Origin of the sequence: Oceaniovalibus sp. ACAM 378, from assembly GCF_008085915.1 — a bacterium.
In the GTDB taxonomy this organism is placed as follows: domain Bacteria; phylum Pseudomonadota; class Alphaproteobacteria; order Rhodobacterales; family Rhodobacteraceae; genus Oceaniglobus.
On sequence record NZ_VSJK01000067.1, the window covers coordinates 1 to 1,653 of the forward strand.

General features: G+C 55.2%; 2 protein-coding genes. One reads left to right on the forward strand and one right to left on the reverse strand.

Annotation, left to right across the window (positions count from 1 at the left end; translation table 11 throughout):
* Positions 1-364: 364 nt before the first annotated feature.
* Positions 365-823 (reverse strand): hypothetical protein, encoded by a 459-nt coding sequence (locus tag FQ320_RS25160; protein WP_148475992.1) that lies wholly within the window; start codon positions 821-823, stop codon positions 365-367.
* Positions 824-1,073: 250 nt separating this feature from the next.
* Between FQ320_RS25160 and FQ320_RS25165 the strand changes: the two genes are divergently transcribed.
* The gene (locus FQ320_RS25165) at positions 1,074-1,502 is read left to right on the forward strand and encodes an MFS transporter (protein WP_370513110.1); all 429 of its coding nucleotides are present in this window, start codon (positions 1,074-1,076) and stop codon (positions 1,500-1,502) included.
* The last annotated feature ends 151 nt before the right edge of the window (positions 1,503-1,653 follow it).

A 1,653-nucleotide genomic window follows, 5' to 3' on the forward strand; every position in this document is an offset into this window, starting at 1 on the left:
TGCTCTATAGTTATCCGGGGAGGCACCTTGCTATGTCTGTCATCAACATCGGTATCTACGAAATTTCTGTCTTGGTCCAAAAGTTGGGTGTGATGAATTCCAGTCATGTAATAGATTTCCTTGGTTTAGGAAGGTTTAAAAAGAAATGTGAATGAAAGGGCCCATTAATAGGCAGTGTCCGTAGTGATCACTTAAGCCACAGGGGTGAGGACGGCTAAGTTGTAGCGCTGAAAAGCTCTCTTCCTCGCCACCTGATTGCGCCGGAAATCGGGTACGCAGGTGACGGTAGGCACGAATCCCGACGCAGAATTGTGGAAAATGGTAACACTTTTGTTGAGTTTCGAAGCCGGGTGTGACATGCGTTTCAGCCGTCGGATCGCAGGGGTTCGAGAACACATATCCAGGGATTGAAGCATTGTGCATTCCAGTGGGGCAGCACAGTCATCAACAGTTGCACTGCTCCGAGGTTCATCGATCCCTGCAGGCACGCACGTTCGCTTTTTGGATTAACTTCAATGAGAATGAATGGGCCGTATTCCGATAAAAGTCGTTGACCTTGGATCGTTGCCATATATCGGCGTCGTATGTTCTCTTGACCAACTTCGCGCGGTTCCATCTTAAGACGAATGGTCAGATTGCGTTGATGACCATCTAGGATCAGGTCGCTAATGTACGTCGGTATTTTTGTGCCCGCGAGTCTCTGAAAAACACCGGAGTAAGCGGGCCTCCGCATCCCTGATAACGCAAGTCCAACGAACGTTTGCCTTACCTGTTCGCTCGATCTGCGCCGCAGATCATGGATGTCGCGGTGTGTGAAAGTCATATCTGTCTCCCGTTGTTTAGGAAGACATGAGCTGCGAACATTTTTTAAAAGTTAAAGATAGCAAGGCCTTCAACATCAGCCGTACTCAGAGCTGAACGATGGTAGTCTTTCCGCTGCTCTTTGCGCTCACCACAGGACCGGCAGTGGTCTGGCAGCTTCTGGCGGTGCTGGTGCTCTTATTCTCGGCCTACCGCCTGGGCATAATCCTGTTTTTAGTCTGCGCCGGGATAAGCGTGCCTGGTGGGCACGGTTGAACCGGCGCATCGGGCCGAGGTCGGTCTTGTTGATCGCCATGCCGCTGGCGGTGGCGCGGTTCGTCGGTGCCGCCTTCCTCGGCCCGGGATCGGCACTGGCTTTCGCGGCGGTCTGTGTGGCCTCGGGGGCGACACTGGGCGCCGACATGGTGATCCTGCCGGCGATGTTTTCGGTTGCGCTGACCCAAGCGGGTCTTAGCGCTTCCCAACCCTTCGGATTGTGGTCCTTCGCGGGCAAGCTCGGCCTCGCTCTGGCCGCCTTCGTTATCCTACCCGTGCCGCAAACCTTTGGCTTCACCCCCGGCGCGCAAAATACCGACGCGGCCTTGCGTACGCTCACCGTGGCCTATGCCGTCTTGCCCTGCGTGCTGAAACTCTGTGTGCTCGCCATCGTCCTAGCGCTGCCGCTTCGGACCGGGGCGTAACTTCAAGCCATTCCACCCCGCGCGTCCCGATCGCATCCGATTGACCAGACCCCGGCGCGGACGCGTAAATGTCATTAAACCCGACAGGAGTTCACGCCATGGTCCCGCGCAACATCGCAGGTCGTTCTGGCTCTATCAGGATTTGCTGGAA